We start from the raw sequence: 23808 nt of genomic DNA, 5'->3' as shown, positions 1-23808 counted from the left end.
CTCAAATTATTTTTCTCGTTGGCGCGTTCCCGAAAACGGGAACGAACTTTATGTTACAAGCGCTGCGCCAACTGGGCTTAAATCTATTCTTATTATACAAAATCTAACTTAATAAGAAAAGTTATCCCTTATTGGGTGTCTGTAAAAAATCCCCGGGGTTGGCCCGGGGATATCTCTAGAACGTCCGCTCGTGAAATGTTTCTTGCGGCACTTCGTCCATATCCGCTACCGTATAAGGAACTTTATCAAAATCAATTTTCGTTAAGTCCACTTTGCGTATGGCACAATTATACATCGTGCGGTAATAAAAGGCCGGGTGTGTAACGTCGGATACAGCCGTCCATTGGGTAGCACTGGGCATATCGGGAATCGTTTGCCCCGGGGCATATTCCGCGCCGATAGGCAAGTCAAAATTATTCAAGATATGAAAAGCCTGTGTGACGGCAGCATAAGTGTCTTTTGGTTTGGGAGCACTGTGCAAGAAGAAAAATGCCCGCACCAAACGCGAAGGCGGTGTTAAATCGCCGGGGAGCCCCGTTAAATTCGTGCCGCCGCCAAGCGAAAACAAACGCACGTTACCCATCACTTTATCCGGTGTTTCGCCGCCGGAAAGATGAATGTAATTGTTTAAGTTAGATTGGTGCCACGGGAAATCGGGCGAGTTGGTAAATACCCCCAAATTATTTTCATAGAAATGGCGTTCGCCGCGGTCGGTGATTTCCAATACAATACTGCGCCCGGAAGCGTCGCTGATGCGCCAATGCCCGGTGGCGTAGTGCCCTTCGGCATCGGCTTTGCCGATGGGGATAATTTCAATTTTGGGCAGACCGGCTAACACTTCATCTACCGTAGCAAAATTGGTGAGTAGGTAACGTGTCAGTTCCCCGTCGCTGACTGATTTTTTGGCATGCGAAGGTTTGTAAGGTGTTAAACTGCCGTAATGCGAGAAGTAAAAAATACCCACATTAAGTCCTTTTTCGTTCACGCCTTCGGTTACAAAGCGCGGTTCAACCGTACTCGCACCGACAGCCCCATATTTGTTGTGCCATGTTTTGCCGTTTTCCCCTGCCGGAGTTAAAGCGGTATTTTTATGGCCGCGCGGCATGATGATGAGTTTGCTGTTTAAGTTGCCGCCTTTCCACTCAATGGTGCGCGCAAACAACTGCGTGCCGTCTTGCGCGTGGATGGCAATACCGGTACAAGCGTTAGCCGCCGGTGTATGGAAAAGTCCTGCCGTAAGTACGGCAAGCAGTATTTTATAACTTATTTTTTTCATGTGCATTCTCCTAATTAAGATACTTCCATTAGACTATATTTCACGCCAAAACAACCCCCGTAAAAAGGGTTATTTAATATGTATCGCACATCAATATGTTTTTGAATTACTTCTTATCTATTGCACAAAAATCTGATGGGTAGAATTATTTTACTTGACTTTGTTTTTTTTTTTGTTAAACTTTTATTAAATAATGCAATTTAAGGAGAATTTTTATGAAAAACAATCACGCATTTACGCTTATTGAACTATTAGTGGTTGTACTTATTATCGGCATTTTGGCGGCGGTGGCCTTGCCGCAGTACCGAAAAGCGGTGACGAAAAGCCGGATCGTACAGATGCTGGTACATGTTAAGGCCTTGCATGACGGTGCGGAAATATATTACATGGCCAATGGCACCTACCCGAATGATTTGCGTGATATAGATATAGATATTACAAGCGGAGCCGAAATCAAAAACAGTGTCAATTTTACCACTTCGGCTATTCCGGCGGCCTTTTATCCCGACGGAATGGAGTGTATTATTATCGGTTCCCATTATGTGGCTTGCGGAAAATTTGCGGATGATTTTTACGTACAAAAAACATTAAATCATGCGGTCAGTTCCGAGTATGGCCTCGGTACAATCAGTTGTTGCGGTAAGCAAGATGCAATTGCGGATGAGGTGTGCCGTTCGTTGGCGCATAAAACCACACGCGATTGGTTTAACCCTAATGTCCATTATAATTGTTATTTTGTAGAGTAACTTTTTTCGGTTTGCCACATTTCGCGCAGGCCCGTTTCCAAGGTGATTTTCGGGTTGAAGCCTAACGCGCGGATCTTATCAATATTGGCGGAAGATTCATGGACGTCTCCGGGGCGTTTAGGGCGTGATACGCGGGCTAATTTACGTCCGGAAATTTTTTCTATCGTATCGGCAAGTTCCAACAGCGTATAGGTTTGGCCGGATGCTACGTTATAAATTTCTCCCGGCACGCCTTTCTGAACGGCCAACAAATTGGCCTGTACAATATCGGCCACGTTGATAAAATCGCGGCTTTGTTTTCCGTCCCAATCTATACCGAGCGGTTGATTGGCGGCGGCCAGTTGCATAAATTTGGCAACGACAGCAGCATATACGGCATTGGGGTTTTGCCGCGGGCCGTACACATTAAAATAGCGCAAGATGACCGTTTCCAATCCGAACGATTTTGTATAAAGTTGGCAAAGTTCCGTGCCCGCTTGTTTGCTCCAAGCATAGGGCGATTGATAATCGGTGGGGGAAGTTTCCTTATACGGAAATCCCGGCAGGGTGCCATAGACCGCGGCGGATGAAGCAAATACAACCCGTTTTACCCCGCATTGGCGGGCGGCTTCCAATACGGTTTGCGTGCCCAAAACGTTAATGCGGGCGGTCTCTTGCGGTTTGGCCATAGATTCGGCTACCGAAATAAATGCGGCATGATGAAGTACGTAATCTACTGTGGCAAAGGCTTTGACTAACGCGGATAAATCGCAGATATCTGCTTGTATAAAAGAAATTTTATCCCGAAACGGTTCTAAATTATGCAAATTCCCGCTGGTTAAATTATCCACGATGGTCACTTGTTGGCCTTGAGCAACCAAGGCCTGTGCCAAATGGGAACCGATAAAACCGGCTCCGCCCGTAATTAACCAGTGTGATTTTGCTTGCGGCATATTTTACTCTTTATGATTCATCTTATACCACTGCAAAGACAGAATCGTTTTAGCGTCTGTAATTTTTCCGCTTTTAATCATGGTATAAGCCTTTTTAAGTGGGATTTTTTTGACGTTGATAAATTCATCTTCGTCCAAATCGGTTTTCCCGCGCGAAAGCCCGGTGGCTACGTACAAATGTTGCACTTCATCGGAAAAAGCGTTGCAAGGGTGAAATGTCAGAATCTCTTTCAAGGAGCGGGCCGAAAGTCCGGTTTCTTGCTTTAACTCGGCACGGGCGCAAGTGAGAAAAGTTTGGCCCGGTTCGCGTTTGCCGGCGGGAATTTCCAAGGTGGATTGCCCAATAGGGTAGCGGAATTGTTCCACTAAATACACACACCCGTCTTGCACCGGTAAAATACCGCTTGCCCCGCGGTGCTTTAGATAAATGCGGGTGCCGGTTTTGCCATTAGGCAATTTAATCTCATCTAACTTAACATCCAATACGCCTTTATAGAGCGTTTGGGAAGAAATCTTTGTTTCTTTTAATCTGCTATAATGTTTCATACATACATTTTACCTTTTTTTGTTCTCTCCCGTCTAAAGTCGGGCCCGTAACTGTAGGAGATTATATGGCTGAATTTGTTCAACTTCACAACCACACCGAATATTCGCTGTTGGACGGTATGCTGCGCGTATCGGAAGATCATAAACCCTCTAAATTTTTACAAGGTTTAGCCCGGCAGGGCATTCCCGCCATGGCTATTACCGACCATGGCAACCTGTACGGGGTGCTTGATTTCTATTCATCGGCCAAAGCCGCCGGCATTAAACCTATTATCGGGTGCGAATTTTACATTACGGATGGAAATTACAAAGAGAAAAATAAATCTGTCGGACATTTAACTCTGCTCGCACGCGATTACGACGGCTACCTGAATTTAATGAAACTTAATTCCATGGCTTGGGTGGACGGGTTTTATTATCATCCGCGTATTGATAGTGAAATTTTGGCCCAACATAGTAAAGGGTTATTATGTATGTCGGGCTGTTTGAAAGGGTATTTGTCGCAATATGTCCGTCAGGAAGGCGGCTTTGAAAAAGCCTGTGCATTAGCCACACAATATGAAAGCATTTTCGGTAAAGGCAATTATTACATTGAACTGATGGACCACGGTATCCGCGAGGAAATTGAAGCCTTGCCGCTGCTTAAAGACGTAGCCAAACGCACCGGTATTCCGCTGGTAGCCACGAATGATTGCCACTACGAGAAAAAAGAAGATTGGGAAGCCCACGATATTCATGTCTGTATTGCTACCGGCAAAACGCTCAAAGACGAAACCCGCATGAAAATGTCGCACGAGTTATATTTCAAGTCGCCCGATGAAATGTGTACCTTATTTTCCCACACGCCCGAAGCCTGTAAAAATACGTTGGTTATTGCGGAAAAATGCAATTTGGAATTTCCCAAACACGGGTTTATTTTGCCGAAATTTGATATTCCGCCGCAGTACCCGAACTCGCAAGAGTATTTCAAAGATTTATGTCGCAAGGGTTTAACTAAAAAAATGGACGGTCATGTGCCCGAAGCGTATTGGAAACAGTTGGAATTTGAATTTGATGTCATTATCAAAATGGGGTTTGACTGTTATTTTCTGATTGTGCAAGACTTTATCAACTGGGCGCGCGCGCATGACATCCCGATAGGCCCGGGCCGCGGTTCGGGTGCGGGCTCGTTGGTGGCGTACAGTATGGATATTACGCGTATTGATCCTATCAAAAACAAACTGCTTTTTGAACGCTTTTTGAATCCGGATCGTGTCAGCATGCCCGATTTGGATATTGATATGTCCGACGCCGGGCGCGAGCGCGTGATAGATTATGTACGCGAAAAATACGGGCATGACAAAGTGTCGCAAATTATTACGTTCGGAACGATGAAAGCCAAATTGGCTATCAAAGATGTGGCCCGCGTGATGGAAGTACCGCTTGCCGATGCCAACCGTATTGCTAAAATGATTCCCAACGACCCGAAAATGACGTTGGAAAAAGCGTTGGAAATTAACGAACTTCGCACCGAATTGGACAAAAACCCGCAAAGCAAAAAACTGTTTGATATGGCCCGCAAAATTGAAGGGTTAAAACGCCATACGGGTATTCACGCGGCCGGGGTGTTGATTACGAAAGATGCCGTGTCGGAATATGTACCTTTGGCACGCGGAGCCAAAGATGTAATTACCACTCAATTTGAAGGGGAACCCTGCTCTAATTTAGGGCTACTTAAAATGGACTTTTTGGGTCTTCGCACCTTGACGGTAATTGATCATGCCGAAAAAATGATTCGTGCCCGCCATAATCCCGATTTTGACATTAACAAGATCCCGTTGGACGATAAAAAAACGTACGATATGCTCTGTGCTTGTCAGACGTTGGGTATCTTCCAGTTAGAAGGCGGCGGCATGCGCGATTTAATCAAAAAGATGCAACCCGCGCAATTTAGCGATTTATCCGCGTTGGTGGCGTTATACCGCCCCGGGCCCATGGAATCGGGTATGATGGATATGTTTGTACGCCGGCGTAACAAACAGGAAAAAATCGTCTATGAAACACCGCTTTTGGAAGAACCGCTTAAAGATACCTACGGCTGCATGCTTTATCAAGAGCAGATTATGGAAATTTCCAAACGGTTGGGCGGTTTTACCCCCGGCGAAGCCGATACGCTGCGCAAAGCCATGGGGAAAAAGAAATTAGATGTAATGGAAAAGTTCGGCCATAAATTTGTGGAAGGGTGCAAAGCGCATAAAATCCCCGAAAAAACCGCTTCGCATATTTACGAACAGATGAAAGCCTTTGCAGGATATGGGTTTAACAAATCACACTCGTTTGCGTATGCGCTCGTATCGTATCAAACGGCCTATCTAAAAGCCAATTATCCGATTGAATTTATGTGTGCCGCGCTGACCAACGAAATCGGCCACAACGCTATCGGGGCGGATGATAAAGAAAATAAAATCGTTACTTATTTAGCCGAGGCGCGCAAATTAGGGTTTGAAATTTTGCCGCCGGATGTGAATGCGTCCGAGCCCGATTTTTCCGTAGAAGAAAAAGACGGTAAGGAGTGCATCCGTTATGCGCTTAATGCTATTAAAAACGCCGGAGAAGAAGCGTGCGCGGAAATTGTGAAAGAGCGCAAAACCAACGGGCCGTTCACTTCCATAGAAGATATTTTCAAACGTCCGAAACTGGCTGACTGCGTCAATAAGAAAACGTTGGAAAGTTTTATTAAAGCGGGCGTGGTAGATTCTACCGCACCGGGGCAGGACCCGCGTATTACCCGTGCATACGGCCTAGCCAATCTGGAACAAATTGTTGATACCGCTCACCGCATGGCACGCGAACGCCAACAGGAAACGGCTAGTTTGTTCGGTGACGAGTTGGATGCAATTGTTAGTGTAAAAAAAGACGAAATAAAGTTTGCGCCGCTTACGCGTGGGGAACTTTTAGGATATGAAAAAGAAGTATTGGGGTTGTTCTTCAGCGGCCATCCGTTGGAAAAATACCAAGAACATTTAGCCCAACTGCATGCTACGCCGATTATTGATATTTTGGAAGGGCGCGCCTCGGGGCGGTTGACTGTATTGGGTATTATTACGCTATATAAACGGCGGCAGAATAAAAAGACGAAAAAAGATTGGGCACAACTGGTCATAGAAGATTGCACCGGGTCGCTGGCTGTTAATGTGTTCCCGCGCAAGTATGAGCAAATCGGGGCGTTGTTGTCTCCTAACGCAATTTTCAGTTTTCTGGGTGATATTGACGTGGAAGAAGACAGCGCGCGCGTAGAATTAAATTTGCAAAATGTCGGGCAAGTTACCGATTTAATCAGTAATATCGCCAAAGAATTTACCGTTCGTTTGCCCGCGAATTACACCAAAGAGCAACTGCAAAAACTCAAAGCATATTTAGATATGACACGCGGCGCGACGGAAGTGTTTTTGGAAGTTCCTTCCAAAGAGGATCCGGCCAAAATTCACCGTATACGCACCAATAAGCGGATTCAATTGCACAAGGGACTCCTTGAGTATATAGAAAACGCGTGGGGCAATGCGTGGACGTTCAAATAAGCGGGATTTGATTCTTCGGGGTTCTTGCTTTACAATGACCACATAAAGGTATAAATTCAAACGTTTGTTTGAATTTATACCTTTATTTTTATATAATTTATGTAATGAAGGATACACGCCAAAAAATTCTACGCACCGCTACGCGTCTGTTTGCCCAAAAGGGGTTTTCCGGCACGTCGGTGCGTGATATTGTGCACGCGGCACGGGTCAACGTGTCGGCCATCCATTATTATTTCGGCGACAAACGCAAACTGTATAAAGAAACTTTACAGTTTTTGGCGGAAGAACACCGCCGCCAATCGTGGGGGACAAAAAAACCGTTGCCCACCGCCGGAGATATTGCGGCCTATTCGCACGAACAAGCGTTGCAACTGTTGCGGCACATGTTAGATTATTTGTTGGAGTGTGGCCTAAGTAACCATAATTTACCGTTGGAGCGTATTTTTACGCGGGTGGAATTGGAGTCGGCCCCGATGCGCAAAATGCTTTTGTCGTATTTGGCACCGTATCAGGAACTCCCTTATCAGTTGCTTGAAAAATTAACCGGTCTGCCCGCCAAATCACCGGAGTTAATGGTGGTGGCCCACAGTATTTTCGGGCAAGTGATGTTATCGGAATGTCACCGCTTGGGTATTTTATACCGGTTGGGGGTGAAACACATTTCCCCGCAACTGCGTGAGCAAATTAAAGATATTGTATGGCGTCATACAGAAGCTATTTTAAGTTCGTATCAAAAAGGAATAAAAAAGAAATGAAAAAATATGTATTATTAGTTGCGTTCGGAGCGCTGATGCTACCGGCGTGGGCATTTGATCCCATGGGCGCGTATCAAGTACGTCCGCCGCAAGGGTGCGTGGATAAAGATATTACTACGCAGAGTTTGAATTTGGAAGACCTGATTCAAATCAGTCTTTGTACAAATCCGGCGTTGGCTTCACAATATATGAATGTGAAAGCGCAAGAAGCCTCACTCGGTACGTCGCGTGCGGAGTATTTGCCGGCGGTTACATTAACGGGTGTCGGGCAAATTACCGGCGATAAAATAGAAGGCGGAAATTATATGCAGGACGAGCCGATACAAGGCAAGGTGGAAGCCTCGTGGTTGCTTTTTAATTTCGGCGGGCGCGAAGCCAATACGCGCAGTATCCGTTTATATACCCGCGCTGCCGAAGCGCAATATAACGCCGCGGTGCATAATTTGCTTTTGTCGGTGCAGACAGCGTATTTGAATTTATTGGCCGCGCAAGAATCTTTGGTAAGTGCCAAAGCCAGTTTAGATACCTATAAACAATCGTATGAAGAAGCCCAAAAACGCTACAAATTGGGCATGGTGTCGCTAAGTGATAAATTGCAAGCCAAAACCCGTTACGAACAATCGCTATTGGCGGTAGTACAACAGGAAAACCGCGTCAAACAATATAGTGGTGAGTTAGCCGTGCTTATTAACTTGCATCCGGATACGCCGATCAGTTTGGTGCAACCTACTTTTAACGATCAAGATACTGAAATCGCAAACGATAACGTGCAAGAACTCATGACGCAAGCCCTTGAAAAACGTCCCGAACTCTTAGCCCAGCAAAATACGCAGGAAGCCGCCAAGGCCAATTTGACGGCGGCCCGCGCGCATATGCTTCCTTCCTTAAGAGTGGCCGCCAGTGCCGCTCTGGGCGATAACTGGAAACATCATTCGCTTTATGCTACTAATAATGCGGCCGGATTAGTGCTTCAATGGCCGATTTTCTCCGGATTTGCCAACATGTACGCTGCCGAACAAGCGTCTTACTTATATAAGCAGTCCCAAAACCAAACGGAAAATGTCAAACGCCAAGTGGAAAACGAAGTGTGGAGCGCGTATCAAAATTACAAGACAGCCGAACGCTCTTACGAAATCAGTAAAACGGTATTGGAAAGTGCCGAAGAAAACCATCGCGTTGCTTTTCGTTATTACGAAGTGGGCAAGACGGATATTTTGAATTTGCTTTCCGCGGTTGCGCAACTGGCCGATGCCCGCCAAAATAAAATTACGGCTTTTTACAGCCTGCTCTTAAGCAAGGCCAATTTATATAGAAGTATTGGGGAATAATAATTATGAATAAACAACAAGTAAAACGATATGGAAAATATGTACTCGTCTTGCTCGCAGGGGCAATGATTGGGTTTTTTGTAAAAGCGCGGTTTTTTAGCGCGCCGGCAGGTATGCACGGAGCGGGTGGCGCGGCCAGTGTGATTGTAAAAACGGTCAACAAACAGCCCGTTGCCTTGGGAAAAACTTTTATTGCCCGCGTAGAAGCCATTAACGCATCCGATGTAACGCCGCAAGTGTCGGGCTATATTGATAAAGTTCTTTTTGAAGACGGTTCGTTTGTGCAAGAAGGCGACGTGCTTTTTGTGATTGATCAATCGCGCTACCAAGCCGCCGTATCGGCTGCGGAAGCCACGTTAGAAAAAGCCAAAGCCAGTTTGAAACAAATTCAAAGTAACTACAATCGTGAAAAATCGCTCTTTGACGATGAAATGCTTTCTAAGGCCGATTTGGAAGTGGCCGAAAGTAATCTCTCTACGGCTAAAGCCAACGTCAAAGCGGCACAAGCCAGTTTGGATTTGGCTAAATTAGATTTGCAATATACCGAAGTGCGCTCTCCGATTAGCGGTTATATCGGTAAAGCCTTAAAAACAAAAGGGAATTTGGCAACTGCCGGAGTAGATAAATTGGCCCGTGTCATTCAGATGGATCCGATCCGTGTGGTGTTTTCCATTACGGATAAGGAACGCTTGTCGGGTATGGATCAACTTGCACACCAACGCCCCGATATTCAAATTGCCTTGCCTAACGGTCAAACGATTGAAATGCCGCAAGCCAAAATATTTGCCGATAACGAAATCAATGCGCAAACCGCTACGGTGGCTGTGTATGCCGAAACGGATAATAAAGATAATAAGTTGATTCCCGGCAACTACGTTAATGCTACGGTCAGTATGGATAAATTACGTCCTGTCATTTTAATTCCGCAAACGGCGGTTTCCCAAGATGCCAGCGGTCAATTTGTTATGACGGTCAATAATGACAATGTAGTGGTTCAAAAGTATATTACCTTGGGTGACGTGGTGAACGGACAATATATTGTGGTATCCGGTTTGGAAGATGGCGACCGTGTGGTTCCGGTGGGCCAGCAAAAATTACAAAACGGGTTGAAAGTCAACGTGAGTACGGTAGGGGAAGTCCCGCAACCGGAAACACAATCCGTTCAAGACGCTGAGGAGAAATAGATGTTTGCTAAATTTTTTATTAAACGTCCGCGTTTTGCTATCGTCATTTCGCTCATTTTGTGTTTAGCCGGTATTATCGCACTTAAATCGTTACCGGTGGCGTTGTATCCGGAAATTACACCGCCCGAAGTGGTGGTGCGTGCCGTGTATCCCGGGGCCAGCGCCGAAGTTATTGCTAAGACGGTAGGTATTCCGCTGGAGTCTAGCGTAAACGGGGTGGAAGACATGCTCTACATGTCCTCTGACTCTGCCGACGGTTCGTATATGCTTACGGTTACGTTCAAAACCGGGGTAGATCCCGATATCGCGCAAGTAAAAGTACAGAACCGCGTTTCGCAAGCCACGCCGCTTTTGCCGCCCGCGGTGACGGCGCAAGGGTTGAGCGTATTCCGCCGTTCGTCTAATATTTTAGGGCTCGTGTCGTTTAGTGATCCCAGCGGCAAAATGAGCACGTTGGATATTAGTGATTACTTAAATAACAACGTTCAAAAGAACTTAAGCCGTATTACCGGGGTAGGTGAAGCGCGCGTATTCGGTGCTGCCAAAAGTATGCGCGTGTGGTTAGATTCCGACAAAATGGCCGCTATGAACATTTCGGCGGCAAACGTTAAATCGGCTATCGCCAGCCAAAACTATCAGCCGTCTTTGGGTAAAATCGGGGCACGTCCAAACGACGGTTCGGTGCTAACGGTGTATGCGTTGCAAACGCAGGGGCGCTTAAACTCGGCCGAAGAATTTGGCAACATTATTGTCCGCACCGATGAACAAGGCGGGCTGGTCCATTTGAATGAAATTGCCAAAGTGGAAGAAGGACAGGAAAGTTATAGTTTTGCGGCTTCCTTTGACGGTAACCCGTCTGTGCCGATTATGCTTAACTTGTCTTCCGGTGCTAACGCCTTACAAACCGTTAAAGAAGTTCGCGCCGAATTAAAACGTTTGGAAGCGTTTTTCCCGCCCGGGCTTACGTATGAATTTTCGGTGGATACAACGGACTTTATTAACGCTTCCGTAGAAGAAGTGTTGTTCACGCTGCTGATTACGTTTATTCTCGTGGTTATCGTGTGTTACGTGTTTTTGCAGGACTGGCGCGCTACGCTTGTTCCTGCGGCCACGATTCCCGTTTCGTTACTCGGCACATTTGCAGTGATGATGGGCTTGGGCTACTCTATCAACATGTTCACGTTGTTTGCCTTGGTACTTGCTATCGGGCTCGTGGTGGACGATGCTATTTGTGTGGTAGAACGTGTGATTGTGTTAATGAACCGGGAAAATAAAACCCCGGCACAAGCCACTACACAAGCCATGGAAGAATTATCCGGCGCGTTAATTGCCACTACGTTGGTGTTGCTAGCCATTTTCGTACCGATTACATTTATGGGCGGTATCACCGGGAAAATCTATACGCAGTTTGCGGTAACGATTTCGGTGGCGGTATGTTTTTCTACCTTAAACGCCTTATCGCTTTCGCCGGCCATTTGTTCTACCATGTTGCGACCGATTGCGGAAACTAAAATTTTCGTACTCCGTTGGTTTAACGTAATTGTACTTCAAGGGGCCCGCGGATACCGTAAATTGGTGCGCCGCCTGGCCCGCAAAATAGTTATTTTGGCCTTATTTGTCGGGTTTGTGTTGTTAGATTTTGCGTTTTTGAACTTTGCACAAACGTCTTTTATTCCGATAGAAGACCAAGGTATCGTGCTGGTGGACGTGCAACTGCCGGAAGGGGCCACCTTTGCACGTACGCAAAATGTCATGAAACAAATCGTGGAAGATATCAAAAAAACGCCCGGTGTTAAACACGTTACAAACGTGCTCGGGTTCAGTTTGATGGGCGGAGCGGGGGAGAACGTCGGTGTGGCTTTCGTGGCGTTAAAACCGTGGAATACCCGCAAATCAAAAGATTTGTTGCAAAGCAGTATTGCCCAACAATTTACCCAACGGTTTAGTGCTATTGCCGATGCTACGGTACGTGCCATTGAATTGCCGTCTATTCCGGGGCTAGGCACCTCGGGCGGATTGGATTTGCGTTTGCAAACATTGAATGACTTTGACTATCAAAAACTTGCCAATGTATCTTATATGATGAGCGGGCAAATGATGGCGGATCCGTCTATGCAAATTGCCTATCCTACGTTCCGCGCAGATACGCCCAACTTGTATTTGGAAGTCAACCGTACGAAGGCCGAAGCCATGAAAGTGCCTGTTTCCAGTATCTTCGGTATTTTGGAAAACTACTTGGGTTCGTCTTATGTAGGCGATGTGAACTTCGGAACGCAAATCAATAAAGTAATTATGCAGTCGGACAGTAAATATCGTATGACGCCCGAAGATATTAACAAAATGTATGTTACCAGTGCCACGGGTGAACTCGTGCCGTTAATGGCGCTGGTGGATATGAAAAACATTTTGTCGCCGCGTCAAATTTCGCGCTATAACCAATATCCGGCTGCTACCATTATGGTACCCGCCGTTACAACGAGTACCGGAGAGGCTATGGAAGCCACCGAACGCATTATGAAAAACTTACCGCCCGGCTATGCGTATGAATGGACGGGGATGAGTTATCAGGAAAAACAGAACAAAGGACAAATCAATACGCTTATTATATTAGCGGTTCTGTTTGCGTATTTATTCTTGGTGGCGCAATATGAAAGTTGGACCATCCCGATACCGGTGCTCATGTCAGTAGTAGCGGCCGTAGGGGGCGGATTGTTCGGCTTGTGGATTAGCGGACTTCCCATGAGTATTTATGCACAATTGGGGTTGGTGTTGCTGGTCGGTCTTGCCGCCAAAAACGCTATTTTAATTGTGGAGTTCGCCAAAGACGAACACGAACACGGCACTTCTATCTTCTTATCCGCGATGGACGGTTTAACCCAACGGTTCCGCCCGGTGCTGATGACGGCATTTACCTTTATTTTAGGTATGCTCCCCATGGTAATTGCTACCGGTGCGGGTGCCGCCAGCCGCCGCGCGTTAGGCGTGCCGGTATTTTACGGAATGCTGATTGGTACGCTTGTCGGGTTGTGCTTGATTCCGTTATTTTACCTGTTGGTGCAAACATACGTAGAAAAGTTTGCCCACCATAAAGAACGGGTCGCCGCCCGAAAGGCCGCTGCTGCCGCTGCCGAGCAGAAATAAACAGATTGTTTGTTCTGAATAAAAATCCCCGGTATTGCCGGGGATTTTTTTTGAATTCATTACAGTCAAATTATTATTTTTACTGATACTTTTTACTTTTTGTGCCGCCTTGGTAGGAATATCCGTAGTCGCGCTTGATAAGTTCGCGTGCTAAATCTTTCCCTTCGCCGTTTTGCACATCGCACAATAAACGGAAATATTTATCGCGTCCGCAATTAGAAAGCGAAATGGGGCGTACACTTAAAAAATCTTGCGTAAATTCTTTGGCTTTTTGGGCAAGTTTTTTCTCGCGCTCTGTTTTCCCTTTTACCTCGGGAGTATCTACTCCGCGCACACGCACCGGTACTTTTTCGCAATACACGGCTAACGAACAGTTCAAATTGATTTTGAAGGTATCCCCGTCGTAAATAGAGGCTACGGAAACATCTTCAAAGGTTTCATCGCTGGTAACCGGGCCGGTTTTAGTGAGCGGTTTTCCTTGTTGTTGCATAAAAAATAAAATGACTGCAATAATGACCGAAGCCCAAAATTTCACTTGCTTTTGGGTGGACGAACTACGGCGGGAAGAAGTTTTACGTCTGGCCATATTATTTCTCCGGATATAGTACGTTTAGGGCATGTGTTTCTACGGTAATTTCCAATTTGCCCGATGCTTGGCGTGGCTCGCCGTCAATATGATACGGGAAATTCCCTTCGCGCGTAAGTATGACGTTTTTAACGGGATGTGTAGCCGTTATGCCAAACGGTCTCCACCCGTCTGTAAAAAAACCGGGCAAAGCAAGTGCCAATTTCCACTTCGGCGCATTTTTAACGGCTACCATATCTAATAATCCGTCCCCTAAATTAGCACGCGGGGCGATTTTGAAATTACTGCCGTATTGCCGCCCGTTGGCAAACACCAGCGTAAGCGGAGCCGCAGACGTCTTTTTGCCGTCAACAATCATATCAAATACGGGCGGTTTGTAGGAAAACACGGTTTTCGCGCCGAGTTTGAAATACGGCCATTTTCCGCGCGCGCCGTTTTTACCATGCTCCATAAATTCCCACGCAATTTGCGCTTCCAGCCCGACTCCGGCTACGTTCAAAAATAATTCGCCGTTGGCGCGCCCGATATCGCAGGGCGAAATCGTTCCGCGTTGCAAGCGCATTACGGCTTCTTCAAATTCAAGCGGCATACCTAATTCGCGCGCAAACCCGTTGCCCGATCCTCGCGGTACAACGGCCAGCGCCGTTTTAGTACCGACGAGTCCGCGGGCGGTTTCGTTAATCGTGCCGTCTCCGCCGATGGCTACCACCACATCTGTACCCGCCGCCGCGGCCTCGCGCGCGAGTTCGGTAGCGTGCCCGGCAGATTTTGTTAAACGCATGTCCGCCCCCGGGAAATTAAGTTGGATGCACCGGGCAAAATGTTCGGTGTCGGCGGGGCGGTTGCCGCTAACCGGGTTTAAGATAAAAAGTATTTTCATAATTTTTTTAAGGTTTGTTCTAATTGCGGGGAAACGGTTTCGCCACGCTCTAATAATGCTTCGCGCAACCGTTCCGTTTTTACCAAATTGACGCCGATAAGAGATAGTTTGCTTCCGGCGGAAAGTACAAACATCATAAAAAGTGCAAATAACCCTAAATTGGCTAATGTGTTGATGTTTTGCATCGGCATGGAAAGAGCGCCGTATTGTGTGTTGACGTTCATGTCGGTCAGTTGCACGACCGGGGCCACCGGTTGACGGTCCACAAACACCTTATACATACTGATTGCCGCAAAGAAAATACCCAGTACCCCGATACAAATAAATAAGTAACCTAAAATTTTATGCATATATTCTCCTTACCGTTTATTATAACAAAATCGGCGGGACAGCCCGGCTATTTGATATACTTTATATATAGTTAATTTACCCAAAAAGAAGGATATATGAAAACAAGTACCGAAATCAGAAACAGTTTTTTTCAGTTTTTTAATCAAAAGGGACTTCCGACTATTCCGTCCAGTTCGCTTATTCCGCACTCCGACCCGACACTTTTATTTACCTCGGCGGGGATGGTGCAGTTTAAGGCCAATTTTTTAGGCATTGATAACTCGCTTAAAAACGCCATTTCTTGCCAAAAATGCGTACGCACGACGGATATTGACAGCGTCGGTTTTACGGAAAGACACTTGACCTTCTTTGAAATGTTGGGTAATTTTTCGTTCGGCGATTATTTCAAAAACGAAGCGATTGCGTGGGCGTGGGAATATTTAACACAGGTGCTCGGTTTGCCCGCTGACCGATTATACGTCAGTATCTATAAAGGCGGTATTGCTCCGCGCGACGCCGAAGCCTACGAAGCGTGGAAAAAATACGTCCCCGCCGAGCGTATTTTTGAACTCGGCGAAGCCGATAACTTTTGGACCATGGGCCCTACCGGCCCTTGTGGTCCGTGCAGCGAAATCTATTATGATTTCGGTGAGAAAGGATGCAAAAATCCGCATTGTGATATCACGTGTGATTGCGGGCGTTTTGTGGAAATTTGGAACATCGTGTTTGAAAGTTATAACCGCCAACAGGACGGCTCCTTAAAACCGTTACCGCATAATAACATTGATACGGGCATGGGGTTGGAACGGTTGTGTATGGCGTTACAAAATGCGAAAAACGTGTTCGGCACGGACTTATTTACACCGCTTATTAACCAAGCCAAAAAAGATTTACACATTTCCGGTAATACCAAAGAAGAAGATTCCGCTTTGCGCATTATTGCCGATCACGCGCGCAGTTCCAGTTTCTTAATTGCCGAAGGTATTTTGCCGTCTAACGAAGGGCGCGGTTATATTTTGCGCCGTTTGATTCGCCGCGCGGCACGGTATGCCAAACTGATGGGTAACGACAAGCCGTATCTTTATACGCTTGTGCCCGTTGTACAGAAAATCTTTGCGGGCTTATACCCGGAAATTGATAAAAATTTATCACACATCCAAGACGTATTAAAACAAGAAGAAACCACTTTCTTAAAAACGCTTGTTACAGGCGAAGAAAAATTAGCCGAAATTTTAGCCAACGGTAAAAAAACCATTTCCGGAGCGGATGCTTTCCACTTGCACGAAACGTATGGTTTCCCGTTGGAACTTACGCGCGAAATTGCCGCTGCGCGCGGTGTAAGTGTGGACGAGAAAGGCTATGAAGAAGCCAAAGAAGCCGCGCAAGAAAAAAGCCGCTCATACGCGGATGAATTTACAAAAGGCAAAGTAATTGTGATGCAAAAATTAGAGCAAGCCTTCCCCGCTACGAATTTTGTGGGTTATGATAGGTTGACGGCTTCCGGCAAAGTGTTGGTATTGCTTAACAGCCAATTTGAACAAGCCGATACCGTAACCGACGGTTTTGCCGTTTTTGACACCACGCCTTTTTATGCCGAATCCGGCGGACAAGTAGCCGATACGGGTGTGATTATTTCTAACGGCGAAGAAGTGGCACAAATTACCGATGTGCAAAAACCGATTGGTAAAATTTTCTTACATAAATTTACGGGAACACTTCACAAAGGCGATAGTGTAACCTTGTCGGTGGATGCTTCACGCCGCGCCCGTTTGCGTGCTAACCACAGCGCCATTCACTTGGTCAATGCGGCCTTGCGGCAAGTGTTCGGCACGACGGTGCATCAAAGCGGTTCGTTTGTGTCACCGGAACGTTTCCGGTTTGACTATACGCTTTCCAAAGCCCCCAAAGCCGAAGAACTAAACCGCGTATGGCAAATTGCCAATAAGGCGGCGGCTGATGCGTTGCCCGTTACCTGCCAAACACGTCCGCTTTCCGATGCGGAAAAATTGGGCGCAGTTACCCTTTTGGGTGAAAAATATGCCGATCCGGCCCGCTTCGTGTTGATGGGGGGCGATTTTGAACATACCGACCAAAAGTACAGTTTGGAACTGTGCGGCGGAACGCATGTAAAAAATACTTCTGAAGTAATTACCGTTTTAGTTCTTAAAGAAGGCTCTGTGTCGGCGGGTGTGCGGCGCATTGAAGGTATTGCCGGCCCGGCGGCCCTTGATTACCTAAAAGAAGTCAATCGCCAAGCCGAAACGTTGGCGGCACGGTTGGTTGTTCCGGCTAAAGACGTATTTGTGCGTGTCCATGCGATTATGGACGAACTCAAAGACGTCAAAAAACAATACGAAGATTTCCGTCAAAAAGCGTTAGCCGCGGGCGGTGTCAACGAAATGACGTTTGCGCTTAAAAACGGTACCACCGTGGTTTTGCGTCACGCTGATGATGCTCAACCCAAGGAACTGCGTAATATTGCCGATACGATTGCCCAGAAACATAAACAGGCTCTCGTAATTGTGACGTGTGATAAAGACGGCAAACGTGCGTTTGTTGTTAAAACGGCGGGCAAGTTGCCCAACACGGACGCCGTAACCGTGGCCAAAAAATTGGCTGAAAACTTAAATGGCCGCGCCGGTGGACGTGCTGATTTTGCCCAAGGCGGCGGCGAAGCCAAAGAACCGATGGAAAAATTATTGGCTATTTTGCAATAACAAGTATTTCTAATAAACGAAAAACGGCAGATTCAAGTCTGCCGTTTTTTTGCAAGTATAATTGGTTTATTGAAGTTGGTAACAGGTTGTACCACCACTCGTATGGGCTGAATTTGTTTTCCCTTTGCTTAAAGATTTACAAAAATCAGTACCTTTTGTGCTGTATGAATAACAACAAGTTACATTATCATCAAAAAGATTAAATACATAAAAGGTGCTTAACGGTAGGCGGTTGGCAATCGCCAATAAATGGGGGTCATTGTTCCAAGCAACGCCGTATTCAAACCATTTGGTTTGCACGCGGTGCGCATCAAAGTTAGTGATACTTGTTCCGGGTATTTCTATATCCAATTCATCCATATGAATAGCGTGTGTTCCGTTGGCCATATAGTAGGCTTGATTAGCATCGGCAATAGTTTTCATGAGTGATAACGCTTCCGCCGCCCGGGCTTTTTCTACGGCTTTATCGTATTGCGGCAACGCCACAGCGGCTAAAATGCCGATAATTAACACGACTACTAACAGTTCAATTAATGTAAAGGCTTGATGATTATTCATGGTATATTCCTTGGCTCAATATATTCAGTTTATCAAAAATAAGTGTGTTAAGAAATATTTTATATTCGCTTCTCTACAAAAATTACGGCCCCGCTTTCGCGGAGCCTTAAATTTTTGGTAGGGATAGGATTCGGCCACAAGTCGGCTCATTAACCTTCGCCGCTCGCGGCCCCGGCTCGCGGTACTCGCCTTTGTCTTCGGCAAAACTCGCACATCGCTGCGCCTTTCGAATTCTAATGCGACATAAAGCAGTTTATGTCGCTTCTCTACAAAAATAAAACCTACCGTTTGGCAGGTTAAATTTTTGGTAGGGATAGGATTCGCCTTCCGGTCATTTTGCTGACGCAAAATGCCTACAGGCCGGCTCTAGCGGTTTTTGCCTTTCGCGGCTTACGCACGCTCAAACAAAAACATCGCTCCGAGCTTCGAATCCTAACACAACACCAAGCAGTTGGTGTTGTTTCTCTACAAAAATTACGGCCCCGCTTTCGCGGAGCCTTAAATTTTTGGTAGGGATAGGATTCGAACCTATGTAGGGCGTAGCCCGACGGTTTTACAGACCGTTGCTTTTGACCACTCAGCCACCCTACCGATCTGTTCATTAAAAACACCGGAACTTGCGCCCCGGTTTAATGTTACTTAAACAACTAGGTATATTTATTATAACAAAAAATAAGCGCGCTGTCATTTCCATTTTTTAATTTTTCCCTTTTTTTATCGTCGGCACAAGTGCCTGAAAAAAATTGCTAGAATATTCATATGGCTAAGAAAGAGTTAACCCCTTTAATGTCGCAATACTATGATGTCCGTTCCAAATACCCCGGAATTATTTTATTTTTCCGGTTGGGTGATTTTTATGAAATGTTTGACGAACAGGCTAAAGAAGTCAGCGCACTTTTAGGGCTTACTCTTACCGCGCGCAACGGTATCCCTATGTGCGGTATCCCGTATCACGCGGCTAACAATTATATTGTCCGGTTGTTGGCGGCCGGCAAAAAAATCGGTATTTGCGAACAGACCGGTTCCGGCACCGATAAAAATACAAAACTTTTTGAACGTCGGGTCACGCGTATCATCACCCCCGGGACGGTCATGGAAGATTCTTTATTAGATGCCAACCAAGCCAATTATTTAGTCAGCGTTGGCGTATATCCTACGGGATGGGCAATGGCCTGCGTGGAAGTTTCTACCGGTGAATTTTGGGCCCACCAAAACGACAAAGATTCCTCTTTAACTAATTTAGCCGCCGCGCTTGCCGCTATCAATCCGGCGGAAATCGTGGGCGATAAAAACTCGCTCGCCGCACTCAAACAAAAAATTATGTTGCCCGGCACGCTTACGCTGACCGAACAGGAATTTGACGATTCGTATGATGTGCCCGAATCGTGGTCCAATGCCCAAGCGTGGGAAAATAAACGTAACGCGCTTGCCTGTGCGTTGCAAGTAGCCAAGTATTTGAATTTAACCGAGCCGAGTTTTAATAAGGTGCTTGTCCCATCCTACCGCGAACTGAATGATTGCTTGCAAATTGATGAAAATGCGGTACTTGCGTTGGAACTTGTTAAAAGCCAAGACGGGGGAAGGCGCGGTAGTTTGTGGGCGCAGTTAGATCACACCCGCACCGCGTTGGGTAGCCGCAAACTCAAAGAGTGGTTGTTGCATCCGTTAATGGACGTAACGGAAATTATCCAACGTCAAAACTGTGTAGAAAATTTTATCAATAATCAAAGTGCGTTAGCCGATTTGGGTGCCTTGTTGGAAAACATCTCCGATGTGGAGCGCATTATGACGCGCACCGCTACCGGCACCGCTTCTCCGCGTGATTTGGCGGGACTTCGTTTATCGTTGCTTAACGTGGATGCATTGTCGCGTTGGTTTGAATCGTACGGCGAAGTGGTACCGCATTTGTGTGCGCAATTCCGCTCGCATGAACCGGTGCTTCGCGATATGGCGCGGTTGTTGTACGAAGCCATTGAAGAACATCCTCCGTTGCGTTTGGCGGATGGGTTTGTGATCCGCGCGGGATATAATGCGGAATTAGATGAATTGCGTTCGCTTAAACAAAACGGCAACGTACGCATGGAAGAAATTTGCGCCCGTGAGCGCGAAAATACCGGCATTTCTAATATGAAAGTCGGTTTCAATTCCGTTTACGGATATTATTTTGAAGTATCCAAATCTAATTTATCCAAAGTGCCTTATTCGTTTGTTCGCAAGCAAACGCTCGTCAATGCGGAACGCTTTATTACCGAAGAACTCAAACAATTGGAAGATAAAATTTTGAACGCCGAACAACGCATTTTACGTTTGGAAAGTGGGTTGTTTGATGAAGTACGTAAAACGCTGGCGGGGCAAATCGGCCACGTCAAAGCGTTTGCGCAAATTGTCGCGGAAGTTGACGTGTACCGCTCGCTGGCCCTGGTTGCTTTAAAAGAAAATTACGTTAAGCCGAGCGTGGATACCGGCACGCAAATTCGGTATCAAAACGGGCGCCACCCCTTGGTGGAAGCCACCCTTGCGGCGGGGGACTTTGTGCCTAATTCGTTGGAACTCGGCGCACCCGCCACGCAAGTGATGCTGATTACCGGGCCGAACATGGGCGGTAAAAGTGTATTTTTGAAACAAACGGCTATTATTGTCATTTTAGCGCAAATGGGCAGTTTCGTCCCGGCGCAGGAAGCGCATATCGGACTGGTGGATAAAATTATGACGCGCATCGGTGCACACGATGCCCTCAACCGCGGAAATTCTACCTTTATGGTAGAAATGAACGAAACCGCACATATTTTAACATCTATGACGCCGCGCAGTTTGATTTTATTGGACGAAGTCGGGCGCGGTACTTCTACCTTTGACGGCATATCCATTGCGTGGGCGATTGTAGAGTATGTCTATAAACCCCACGGCGGCCCCAAAGTGCTTTTTGCCACGCACTATTTTGAACTGACCGATTTGGAAAATAAATACGAAGGCGTACGCAATTTCCACGTGGATGCCAAAGAATATAAGGATGCGGACGGCAAAAGCAAGTTGGCGTTTTTATATCAAATTTTACCCGGAGCAGCAGACCGTTCGTACGGGATTCACGTAGCCGAACTGGCCGGTCTTCCGGCGGCGTGTACGGTGCGTGCGCGCAAAGTATTAAAAGATTTGGAAGCCAAAAAAGCCACCAAAATTTCCGCTAAAGAAAAAGATATGGTGAAAGACTTATTTTCTTCGCCGATTGTGGAAGAAATTAAACTCACCGATCCGGATAAACTTTCACCGATGGCGGCGTTGCAGTTAATTTGCGAATGGAAGAAACGTATCAATGAGTAAAATTCACGTATTAGATTCAGCCACCGCGGCAAAAATTGCCGCGGGCGAAGTAATAGAACGCCCGGCCGGTGTGCTTAAGGAACTGTTGGAAAACGCCGTAGATGCTGGCGCAACAGCCGTGCGTATAGATATTGACGGTTCCGGTAAGGAACTCATCCGCATTAACGATAACGGGTGTGGTATGGACGCGGACGATTTGGCTGCGTGCGCCTTGCGCCACGCCACAAGCAAAATTCAGGCATTTACCGATTTGGAAAAATTACAGACGTTCGGTTTTCGCGGCGAGGCCTTATATTCGGTGGCGGCCGTTTCGCGCATGACGTTAACAAGTTGTACCGGGGAAAGCGGCGGGCATACGCTTGAAATTCATGCCGGAGAAGTAGTTTCCCAACGTCCGGCTCCGGCTATAAAAGGCACCACGGTGCAGATACGAGATTTGTTTTATAATACCCCCGCGCGGCTTAAATTTTTGAAAAGCGATTCGTATGAACGCGCTTGTTTATTAAAAGTAATAGAAGAAAGCGCGCTGGCCAATTTGTCTGTTGCATACCGCGTGTATATTAACGGGCGGGAAGTGTATAATTTGCCCGCACAAAACGGCCCGACAGAGCAAGCCGTCATCGCGCGTGCCGCAGCTATTTTAGGCGAAGAAGTCGCCGCGAGTTTAGTGTATAAATCATTTGATAAGATGGGGCTGCACCTATTTGTAACTCCGGTAGAAAAACTGGTCAATGTGCGTGATATGCAGTATGTATTTGTGAACCGCCGCCCGATTGATTCAAAAACCGTTTCGCAAGCCATTTATAAGGCGTATCAAAATGCCCGCCCCAAAGACCGCCACCCGGCATTCATCGTGTATATGACGTTAAATCCGGATGAGTTTGATGTAAATATCCACCCGCAAAAACGCGATATCCGGTTTATAAACGAAAATCAAGTCTTTGGGTTTCTGATGCACTCGGCGGGCGAAACAATTTTCAGCCATAGCCGTCCGGTGGAAGTAACACCGGCACCATCGGTTACGTTGCCACAGCAAGCCCAACCCGCAGCGGGAGTGTTGCTAACGCCTACGTCATCGCAAGAGCCGGTTTCTGCCGAAGTTCGGTTGCCAAAGCGCGATACCACCGGATATAATTTGTGGACGGAAAAACCGGTAGATGGTTTGCACGAAACGGAAACGCCGGAAGAATATAGGGCAGAGCCGTTTTCGCCGCAACCCATTGAAAAACCGATTTCCGCGCAGCGGCAAGAACAAACTCCGGTTGTGCAAAATACTTCCGCCGCGTTGCCGCAAGAGAAGGCTCCGCAGTGGTTTGTTGGGCCGTATCATTACTTAGGGCAATTACACAGAACCTATCTATTGTTTGAAAACCCCGAAGGGCTTATTTTGATTGACCAACATGCCGCACAAGAGCGGGTGCTCTTTGAGCATTATTTAGAGGCATTTGAACAACATCAAGTGGCGGTGCAGAAATTATTATTCCCTTTGCATGTAGATTTGCCGCCGTCCAATGTGGAAACATTACTCTCTTGGGGGGAGTGGCTTAAAAGTGCCGGATTTGAGATTTCTCCGTTTTCGGTGCGTACGGTAGCCGTACATACACGCCCGCATGTTATTCGTTTCCATGAAAACGATTTGAAAGAGTTTATCGTATCACTGGCCCAATTGGTGGGCGACCCGACTAAATCTACCGAAACATTAAAACGCAAAATGGTGGCGATGCTTGCGTGTAAAAAAGCCATCAAAGCGCACGACCAAATTTCCGCAGCCGAAGCCGAGGCCCTTATAGAAAATATGAAGAAGTGTAAAGACGGGATGCATTGTCCTCACGGGCGGCCTTGCGTAGCGCAAGTGGCGCTTAAAGATATCGGCAAGTTATTTGGCCGGTAATAACGGCTTTGTTATAGGTCGCTTGATGCACGAAACCTAAAACATTTTGTTTTAGGTTTCGTT

General features: G+C 46.6%; 16 protein-coding genes and 1 tRNA gene. 9 read left to right on the top strand and 8 right to left on the bottom strand.

The features are described from left to right. Nucleotides 1–175: 175 nt before the first annotated feature. Nucleotides 176–1276, bottom strand: coding sequence for a linear amide C-N hydrolase (locus ACQY3H_RS02860; RefSeq protein ID WP_428074661.1), 1101 nt, complete (start codon nt 1274–1276; stop codon nt 176–178). Nucleotides 1277–1491: 215 nt separating this feature from the next. Here ACQY3H_RS02860 and ACQY3H_RS02855 point away from each other — a divergent pair, with 215 nt between their 5' ends. After that, nucleotides 1492–2022: a type IV pilin protein gene (locus tag ACQY3H_RS02855; RefSeq protein ID WP_428074659.1), complete on the top strand. Its 531-nt coding sequence runs from the start codon at nt 1492–1494 to the stop codon at nt 2020–2022. Here the strand turns inward: ACQY3H_RS02855 and ACQY3H_RS02850 are convergent. Beyond that, entirely contained in the window at nt 2007–2954 is a 948-nt protein-coding gene (locus tag ACQY3H_RS02850; RefSeq protein WP_428074657.1) for an NAD-dependent epimerase/dehydratase family protein, read from the bottom strand. The genes ACQY3H_RS02855 and ACQY3H_RS02850 overlap by 16 nt on opposite strands. Before the next feature lie 3 nt (nt 2955–2957). Further along, the gene (locus tag ACQY3H_RS02845) at nt 2958–3500 is read right to left on the bottom strand and encodes an NUDIX domain-containing protein (protein WP_428074655.1); all 543 of its coding nucleotides are present in this window, start codon (nt 3498–3500) and stop codon (nt 2958–2960) included. A gap of 65 nt (nt 3501–3565) precedes the next feature. On the opposite strand from ACQY3H_RS02845, the gene dnaE reads away from it, so the two are divergent. From dnaE to ACQY3H_RS02820, 5 genes are all read left to right on the top strand, one after another. Continuing rightward, nucleotides 3566–7057, top strand: a complete 3492-nt coding sequence (gene dnaE, locus ACQY3H_RS02840) for a DNA polymerase III subunit alpha (RefSeq protein ID WP_428074653.1) — start codon at nt 3566–3568, stop codon at nt 7055–7057. A gap of 104 nt (nt 7058–7161) precedes the next feature. After that, on the top strand, nt 7162–7812 hold the full coding sequence (locus ACQY3H_RS02835) for a TetR/AcrR family transcriptional regulator (RefSeq protein WP_428074651.1): 651 nt from the start codon (nt 7162–7164) through the stop codon (nt 7810–7812). Next, a complete protein-coding gene (locus tag ACQY3H_RS02830; RefSeq protein ID WP_428074649.1) occupies nt 7809–9140 on the top strand; it encodes a TolC family protein in 1332 nt (443 codons plus the stop codon). The genes ACQY3H_RS02835 and ACQY3H_RS02830 overlap by 4 nt, the downstream gene beginning before the upstream one ends. A 5-nt stretch (nt 9141–9145) precedes the next feature. After that, complete coding sequence (locus ACQY3H_RS02825) at nt 9146–10324, top strand: efflux RND transporter periplasmic adaptor subunit (RefSeq protein WP_428074647.1); 1179 nt, start codon at nt 9146–9148, stop codon at nt 10322–10324. Next, nucleotides 10325–13465 carry an efflux RND transporter permease subunit gene (locus ACQY3H_RS02820; protein ID WP_428074644.1) on the top strand — a complete coding sequence of 1047 codons (3141 nt, stop codon included), beginning with the start codon at nt 10325–10327 and terminating at the stop codon, nt 13463–13465. A 79-nt stretch (nt 13466–13544) separates the two neighbouring features. On the opposite strand, the gene ACQY3H_RS02815 is transcribed toward ACQY3H_RS02820, so the two are convergent. The 3 genes from ACQY3H_RS02815 to ACQY3H_RS02805 are packed head-to-tail and all read right to left on the bottom strand — an operon-like array spanning nt 13545 to nt 15281. Then, on the bottom strand, nt 13545–14051 hold the full coding sequence (locus ACQY3H_RS02815; protein ID WP_428074642.1) for a thermonuclease family protein: 507 nt from the start codon (nt 14049–14051) through the stop codon (nt 13545–13547). Between the two features lies 1 nt (nt 14052). Beyond that, nucleotides 14053–14931 (bottom strand): diacylglycerol/lipid kinase family protein, encoded by an 879-nt coding sequence (locus ACQY3H_RS02810; protein WP_428074640.1) that lies wholly within the window; start codon nt 14929–14931, stop codon nt 14053–14055. Continuing rightward, on the bottom strand, nt 14928–15281 hold the full coding sequence (locus ACQY3H_RS02805; RefSeq protein WP_428074638.1) for a hypothetical protein: 354 nt from the start codon (nt 15279–15281) through the stop codon (nt 14928–14930). The genes ACQY3H_RS02810 and ACQY3H_RS02805 overlap by 4 nt, the downstream gene beginning before the upstream one ends. Nucleotides 15282–15377: 96 nt before the next feature. Here ACQY3H_RS02805 and alaS point away from each other — a divergent pair, with 96 nt between their 5' ends. Next, a complete protein-coding gene (gene alaS, locus ACQY3H_RS02800) occupies nt 15378–17978 on the top strand; it encodes an alanine--tRNA ligase (RefSeq protein WP_428074636.1) in 2601 nt (866 codons plus the stop codon). Between the two features lie 66 nt (nt 17979–18044). Here the strand turns inward: alaS and ACQY3H_RS02795 are convergent, their stop codons facing one another. Both ACQY3H_RS02795 and ACQY3H_RS02790 read right to left on the bottom strand, forming a co-directional pair. Next, nucleotides 18045–18536 carry a type IV pilin protein gene (locus tag ACQY3H_RS02795; protein ID WP_428074634.1) on the bottom strand — a complete coding sequence of 164 codons (492 nt, stop codon included), beginning with the start codon at nt 18534–18536 and terminating at the stop codon, nt 18045–18047. A 507-nt stretch (nt 18537–19043) separates the two neighbouring features. After that, nucleotides 19044–19127: transfer RNA gene (locus ACQY3H_RS02790), tRNA-Tyr, on the bottom strand. Between the two features lie 168 nt (nt 19128–19295). Between ACQY3H_RS02790 and mutS the strand changes: the two genes are divergently transcribed. Further along, the gene (gene mutS, locus ACQY3H_RS02785; RefSeq protein ID WP_428074632.1) at nt 19296–21854 is read left to right on the top strand and encodes a DNA mismatch repair protein MutS; all 2559 of its coding nucleotides are present in this window, start codon (nt 19296–19298) and stop codon (nt 21852–21854) included. Next, entirely contained in the window at nt 21847–23745 is a 1899-nt protein-coding gene (gene mutL / locus ACQY3H_RS02780; RefSeq protein WP_428074630.1) for a DNA mismatch repair endonuclease MutL, read from the top strand. Before mutS ends, mutL begins: the two co-directional genes overlap by 8 nt. Nucleotides 23746–23808: the final 63 nt, after the last annotated feature.

Source organism: Candidatus Avelusimicrobium luingense (assembly GCF_902757105.1).
Taxonomy (GTDB): Bacteria; Elusimicrobiota; Elusimicrobia; order Elusimicrobiales; family Elusimicrobiaceae; genus Avelusimicrobium; species Avelusimicrobium luingense.
This window is presented reverse-complemented; position numbering and strand designations above follow the sequence as displayed.

Bases quoted from the DNA above. Each gene is read 5' to 3' on its own strand.
- alaS (WP_428074636.1), top strand. From the start codon at position 15,378: ATGAAAACAAGTACCGAAATCAGAAACAGTTTTTTTCAGTTTTTTAAT.
- ACQY3H_RS02860 (WP_428074661.1), bottom strand. From the start codon at position 1,276: ATGAAAAAAATAAGTTATAAAATACTGCTTGCCGTACTTACGGCAGGA.
- ACQY3H_RS02835 (WP_428074651.1), top strand. From the start codon at position 7,162: ATGAAGGATACACGCCAAAAAATTCTACGCACCGCTACGCGTCTGTTT.
- ACQY3H_RS02810 (WP_428074640.1), bottom strand. From the start codon at position 14,931: ATGAAAATACTTTTTATCTTAAACCCGGTTAGCGGCAACCGCCCCGCC.
- ACQY3H_RS02825 (WP_428074647.1), top strand. From the start codon at position 9,146: ATGAATAAACAACAAGTAAAACGATATGGAAAATATGTACTCGTCTTG.
- mutL (WP_428074630.1), top strand. From the start codon at position 21,847: ATGAGTAAAATTCACGTATTAGATTCAGCCACCGCGGCAAAAATTGCC.
- dnaE (WP_428074653.1), top strand. From the start codon at position 3,566: ATGGCTGAATTTGTTCAACTTCACAACCACACCGAATATTCGCTGTTG.
- ACQY3H_RS02815 (WP_428074642.1), bottom strand. From the start codon at position 14,051: ATGGCCAGACGTAAAACTTCTTCCCGCCGTAGTTCGTCCACCCAAAAG.
- ACQY3H_RS02855 (WP_428074659.1), top strand. From the start codon at position 1,492: ATGAAAAACAATCACGCATTTACGCTTATTGAACTATTAGTGGTTGTA.
- ACQY3H_RS02820 (WP_428074644.1), top strand. From the start codon at position 10,325: ATGTTTGCTAAATTTTTTATTAAACGTCCGCGTTTTGCTATCGTCATT.
- mutS (WP_428074632.1), top strand. From the start codon at position 19,296: ATGGCTAAGAAAGAGTTAACCCCTTTAATGTCGCAATACTATGATGTC.
- ACQY3H_RS02850 (WP_428074657.1), bottom strand. From the start codon at position 2,954: ATGCCGCAAGCAAAATCACACTGGTTAATTACGGGCGGAGCCGGTTTT.
- ACQY3H_RS02805 (WP_428074638.1), bottom strand. From the start codon at position 15,281: ATGCATAAAATTTTAGGTTACTTATTTATTTGTATCGGGGTACTGGGT.
- ACQY3H_RS02830 (WP_428074649.1), top strand. From the start codon at position 7,809: ATGAAAAAATATGTATTATTAGTTGCGTTCGGAGCGCTGATGCTACCG.
- ACQY3H_RS02795 (WP_428074634.1), bottom strand. From the start codon at position 18,536: ATGAATAATCATCAAGCCTTTACATTAATTGAACTGTTAGTAGTCGTG.
- ACQY3H_RS02845 (WP_428074655.1), bottom strand. From the start codon at position 3,500: ATGAAACATTATAGCAGATTAAAAGAAACAAAGATTTCTTCCCAAACG.